Annotated in this window: 5 protein-coding genes and 1 other RNA gene; 3 read left to right on the top strand and 3 right to left on the bottom strand. The window is 34.7% G+C overall.

All coding sequences use genetic code 11. The features are described from left to right. Positions 1 to 579, top strand: a 579-nt coding sequence (locus tag T368_RS0110675; RefSeq protein ID WP_027338486.1) for a glycosyltransferase, incomplete at its 5' end; no start/stop codon positions are given. A 104-nt stretch (positions 580 to 683) separates the two neighbouring features. Here T368_RS0110675 and ssrA read toward each other — a convergent pair. Continuing rightward, positions 684 to 1,050: a transfer-messenger RNA gene (gene ssrA, locus T368_RS15080) on the bottom strand. Positions 1,051 to 1,250: 200 nt separating this feature from the next. After that, on the bottom strand, positions 1,251 to 2,258 hold the full coding sequence (locus T368_RS0110670) for a radical SAM/SPASM domain-containing protein (protein ID WP_004086054.1): 1,008 nt from the start codon (positions 2,256 to 2,258) through the stop codon (positions 1,251 to 1,253). Between the two features lie 226 nt (positions 2,259 to 2,484). Here T368_RS0110670 and T368_RS0110665 point away from each other — a divergent pair, with 226 nt between their 5' ends. Beyond that, entirely contained in the window at positions 2,485 to 3,855 is a 1,371-nt protein-coding gene (locus T368_RS0110665; RefSeq protein WP_004086052.1) for a TolC family protein, read from the top strand. Between the two features lie 168 nt (positions 3,856 to 4,023). Then, positions 4,024 to 5,163, top strand: coding sequence for an ABC transporter permease (locus tag T368_RS0110660; RefSeq protein ID WP_004086050.1), 1,140 nt, complete (start codon positions 4,024 to 4,026; stop codon positions 5,161 to 5,163). 471 nt (positions 5,164 to 5,634) lie between these two features. On the opposite strand, the gene T368_RS0110655 is transcribed toward T368_RS0110660, so the two are convergent. Next, positions 5,635 to 5,941 (bottom strand): autotransporter domain-containing protein (locus tag T368_RS0110655; protein ID WP_027338485.1); only part of this gene is annotated, 307 nt, incomplete at its 5' end.

Below are 5,941 nucleotides of genomic sequence, written 5' to 3'. Positions count from 1 at the left end.
AAACACAAACTCATAGCCGTTGGACGCATGGATGCAGTAAATAATCATAAAGGATTCCCACGATTAATTGATGCGTATAGCAAAATCGCACATAAATTCCCCTCATGGCAATTAGAGATTATAGGACAGGACCAAGGGCAAAAGGCTTTATTAGAAAAGCAGATTCTAGACTTACAAATGAAAGATTATATCCTTTTAAAACCTTTTACTAGCGATATGGAATCTGTGTATCTAAACGCCGATATTTTTGTGATGAGTAGTTATACAGAATCTATGCCTATGGTTTTAATCGAAGCGGCAAGCTATGGACTGCCTATTGTAGCTTATGATATAGGCACGATTAGAGATTGTTTTGCCCCAAACCCAGAGATAAAAAATGGCATAGCCTATCATAAAAATGGAATCCTTGTGCCAGATGGAGATGAGAATCTTTTGTGCGAAGCGATGAGAGAACTTCTAAGTAATGAAGCCATGCGATTAGAAATGGGTAGGCAAAGCCTTATTCTCGCAAAAGAGAGATTTAGTAAAGAAGTCATCATGCAAGAATGGCAAGATTTACTTACTGCATTGAAACGATAGAATCTAAAATGATTTATTTTAAAAAAGATGAGATGATATGGACAGATAAATTTAATTATTCTTATTACTCAATGAAAACAAAAAATTATGTGATAAAAATATAATGGTGGAGCTGTGGGGAATTGAACCCCAGTCCGAAAATCCTATCCTACAGAGATTTCTACATACTTAGCAATGTTTTGTTATCTTAACACACCCCTTAAAACATGCAAAATAGAATGTATCAAAGCCTATAATCTTTTTGAGTATCACTAGGCAAAAACACTCAAGCAATCGGATTGATGACAGATTCTAAAATCTCCCGATAAAGACAGAAGAATCTGGCTCCAAAAGGAGATTAAACTTACGCTACTTTTGCGTAAGCTGGAGCGTAATTCGCGTTGTTTGCGTTTATTGTTTGTTGATAGTTGCAGGTATCAGCTGGTATGCTTAAACTGCTATAAAACTTCCGTCGAAAGCCAAAACAGCCCCAAATCACATAGTCCGAAATTATAGCAAATTATTTTCAAATTGCATAAAAAACATCATTAACGCCATATATTAAAGCTAAAATTCACAGGAAATACAAAACACGCTGCGACATAGATTCTAAATAAGACACGCATTAGCATATAGAAAATAGAGATATTGCAACAAAAATGTCCTCATTATAATGCAAGGTTTCATATTATTTATAAATTTATCTTGTAATCACAATATTTACACACCTCATATTGCGGCGTATTGGACATTAATGCCTTGCGTATTTTTATAAATTTTTCATTCATAAATAATTCAAATAAATCAACTTCAGCTATGTCTCCCAAAACAAATTGCTTATGTGTTTCGACATCACTACGCATATTGCAACATGGCATAACAAGCCCATTGTAGTCAATGAAAATTTCACGCAATGGGTAGTAACAAGGAAAATCCCTCTTCACACTAGGAATACGCTCATCATTTATAGAACCAGCCCTATTGCTAGCATTTACGCGTGGATTCCATGCGCGATAAATCATATCCACACCATCATAGATAAATCGAACACCATATTGCCTATCATCATTCACAACCTCTTTATATTGTAAATTAAGTTTATTTGCCATCTTGTTTATAGCAGGTTTAATGACATTTTCCACATCAAATTCTATATTCTTACCAAAATAATATGACATTGTTATATGTCCTATGCCGACTTCCCTTAAGGAATCTAAATAATCTCTATCTAAATAATCGCCATTTGTAAAGATACCAAGTAAGGCTTTTGGCAGAGACTTTCTTGCTTGTTTCACCCTTTTTAGAATTAATTCTTTATTTGCAAGAGGCTCATTAAATCTGTGGAAGTTTATCATACCGCTATAATCTATTTCTGCCAAATTGTCAATTATTTTTAAATACACATGTTCTGGCAGTTCGATACTACTAGAATACCTATCAACAAAAGAGTTTGGACAAAACCGACATTTTCTATTGCAGAATGAAGCAATTTCTATTTCCACCAGCCTTACATTACGCTTTAGAATTTGTTTTTGCATTTCTCTATCATTTGTCGGGGTTACAAGCTTAGCATAATCTTGCAATATTGCACCTTTTTGTGTATGCAATGTGTTTATGAGTGTTTCCCTAAAATCATGTCGCCATTTTTTGATAGGTATAAAGCGTGAGTATTTTCTTATTAGTCTGTGCGATTCTTCCATGTTGTCTCTAGGTTATGTTGTGGCGGCATTCTACAAAAAAAACAAGTCAAGGGCTAATAAAAACGCACAAAAACAAATTGTCGAATATATTTTTATCTTTGTTGTTTAGTTGCGTAATCCAATGTAGCATTGCCCACCAAAACACTGCCATATATAAATTTATTTACCTTGAGAGAATAAAATATCAATTTTAATTGCGTATGCAAATAATTTTAAAGGAGTTTGTGTGATTAGAAAAATCGCAATGAGTATCTGCTGCATATTTGCATGTATGCACGCAGAACCTATAAGTAATAGCACATTTACCGCAACACCACAAAATACAACATTACAAAACAATATGCAAGAAAATGAAATCACCTTGCGTTTAGAGAATGTTTTACGCAATGATTCTGGTGGATTAAGCCTTAAGGAACTACTCAATAGTGCAAATAATAACTATGCCCTGCAAGCCCAAGACCTACTTGCTAGACAAGCCGATAAAGACCATTTAGTGCAAATCATGGCATTAATCCCAACGCTTGATGCAAAATACAACTTCAATCATTCAAGTGCGAGTGTGCCAATGAGCTATACCACGCAAAATGCACAACTTGCGTTTAACATGAAGCTTGATTATGCTGATTATAATGCCATTAGAGAAAAGAGTGCAACTGCAACAAAGGCAAGCTATGATAGCAAATACACAAAACAGAGCATTTATCTGCAAGTCGTGCAGCAATACTATACTTATTTTAGTAATGAATCAAAGCTTTTAACGCTAGAGCAAAAGCTAGAGCAAATAAACTCTGATGTAGATAGAGTGCAAAAGCTTTATAATCAAGGCTTAAAAACCATCGCCGATTTAGAATCACTCAAATCACAAGCAGCATTGACACAATATCAAATCGATGATGCAAAGCTTGCCTTAGAGCAAAGCAAACTCATGTTGGAATATCTCACAAACACAAAGATAGAATCTCTAAAACGCGTGCAGATAGAATCTCCTAGCTTCAAACTCCAAGATAGAGATGATATTAAATCGCTTGAATATCAAGTGCAAGCACAAAAATATCTAAATAAGCAATTACATTATTTTCCTGTGCTAAATATCCAAGATAGCTATACTTACAATATTCAGATTCCAGACTTTGCAAAAGGGCTAATAAGCGGCAATACTTTACCGCCAAGCTTTCTTATGTCGTATGCTGACCATCAAAATACATTTAGCGTTGTAGTGAGTTATGGTTTATTTGCAAAGATTGGGCAGAGTATGCAAAAGCAGTCATTTCGCCTAGCCCAACTTGCAACAGAAAAGAATCTTGCTTACAAAAAAAATGAGCAAAAAAAAGATGAAGAGCTATACAGAAAAGCCATCGAAGTCGCACAAAATCAAATAAAAAGTGCAAAAGCAAGTCTTATATCAGCAAATCTCTCTTATGACAACATGAAAAAGCGATATGATGCAAACCTAGTTACCTTTACAGAATACTTACAGGCTTTAAGCACAAAATATGACGCAGAATCTACCTTCATTCAAGCTTTGAATAACTATGAGATTCAAAAAGCAAACTATATCTTTTATAGCGGACAAGAGCTAGAGCAGTATATTCAATAGGTAAAATGGCAATAGCCCTATTAGGTTAGAATCTGAAATTCAATTTCAACTTAAAATGAGTTGTCAGTATTCCACAACACAGAGGTTAATCCCAAACAAAAGTTGTAATTTTTAGGCATAATTACAAAAGGCATTAGAGAAGCATGCAAAAGAATTAAAGGCAGAAAAATGACTTTTTTAGAGGTGGTTGGTAAAGAATTAAAGGCAGTATTTAGCAATATCACGATTGTTTTTGTGGTATTTGTGGGATCGCTGCTTTATGTATTCTTGTATCCTACACCCTATTATGCAGATGTGGTGCGCAAGCAAAAGATTGTAGTCCTTGATTTAGACAATACAAAGCTTTCAAAAGATTTCATTTTCCTTGTAAATGCGAGTGAGAATTTGCAAGTAGAACATGTCGTGTATTCTTTAAAAGCAGCAAAAGATATGCTTGAGAGAAGTGAAGTCTATGGGCAGTTAAGTATCCCCAAAGGTTTTGAATCTAATATGTATAAAGGTGTGCCAACTACGCTTTTATATCGTGCGAATGCGTCCTATTTTTTGATATATGGCACGATTATTGAGGGCTTAAATGAAGTGGGAAATTACTGGAGCAATGAGATTAAACTCAAAGCAAAAGCCCTAAAGGGTGAAATCAACATTGGTGATGATACGACACTTGTAAGGTTTGATTCTATACCGCTTTTTAATCCTTCAGTAGGCTACATTAATTACGCTTTAGCGGCTATCTTGGTATTTATCCTACATCAAACGCTTATCGCTGGGATTATGATACAAGGGGCAAGTCAAAATAAAGCCCATGAAAATCACGAGAAACACTACTTTAACACTGCACCTTTAAGCTATGTTTTATGGGCTAGAATCTTTGTGTTTAGCGGTATTTATGTCGTGTTATTTTTGCTTTATTTTGGTGTGTTTTTTAAGATTTATGGAATCCATACGACTGCAAATCCTTTTGATTTTTGGTTTTTTGGATTGATGTTTATTGCAAGTTGTGCGGCGTTTGGCATGTTTCTTAGCACTTTTATAAGCGATAGTGCCTTGCCAACACAGATTATACTCATATCTTCACTGCCGCTTGTGTTTATGATGGGCTTTATCTATCCTGTTATGCTATTGCCGCAAGTCTTACAATGGCTTGTGAATCTTATCCCTGCATATCATGGTATTAATGGCTTTATACGGCTCAATCAAATGGGCGATAGTTTGCATAATATCATGCCAAATTTCTATGCCCTAGCTTTAATCTTTTGTGTATGCTTTGTGTTAAGTTATGTGAGACTTAAGAAGAAGTTTAAGCGTTAATTGTTTGCATTTATTGATTATCTTAAAAGACTCAAAAAATGCAGGGATTGCATGGGTGCGACAAAATGATAATATGGTTTTTATTATTTTTTAGTGCTTACGCCCACCAACGCCCAAACAAGTATTGACACTTGCAAAGCCTTACTTAAGGAAGTTATAAAAGCTGCAATGTGTTATATTGCACAATCTTTAGCTATGTAATCAAGGTTTAGCAAATCTTATATATTTCTTTTAATGATTAATTGTGTTTATAAGCCTACGGGCATCCTTGTTGTTTGCATCTTTTTGAATTAATCTTAAAGGCTAAACAAAAGTACCACCAAACAATAAACTTTTAGTGCTAATCAAGCACATAAAGCTTTATTAAATACTAGATAAGCAAGAAATACAAATGGTAGTGTATTCTTGCTTACATTGTCGTAGTTTGCACCACGACATTAACAGATTATATGCTCTAAAGAATTAATTTTGCTATGGGCTTTGTGTGATTATGCTTTGTCTAAGCCCTGCAACTGGGGCTATGGAGAAGCTTTGAAAAATAAATGGATAGCCTATATTTACATTTGCGTTGAGATTATATGCGTTAAAATCGCTATTAAAGGCTGTGCTTGTGCTAGAAAACTGCAACATATCTCTTGTTGCAAAAAAGCCAAATGTCCCATGTAAGCCTATGTCGATATTGATTTTTTCTAATAAGATTCTATCCATGAGAGAAAAACTTAACGCATGGCTTTGAAATGTGCCCTTATAAGTTTCAAAATGCGAGCCATATCCATAG

It is taken from the genome of Helicobacter bilis ATCC 51630, assembly GCF_000686565.1.
GTDB lineage: Bacteria > Campylobacterota > Campylobacteria > Campylobacterales > Helicobacteraceae > Helicobacter_A > Helicobacter_A bilis.
Note: the sequence above shows the minus strand (reverse complement) of the source record. Positions and strands in the feature narration are given on the sequence as shown.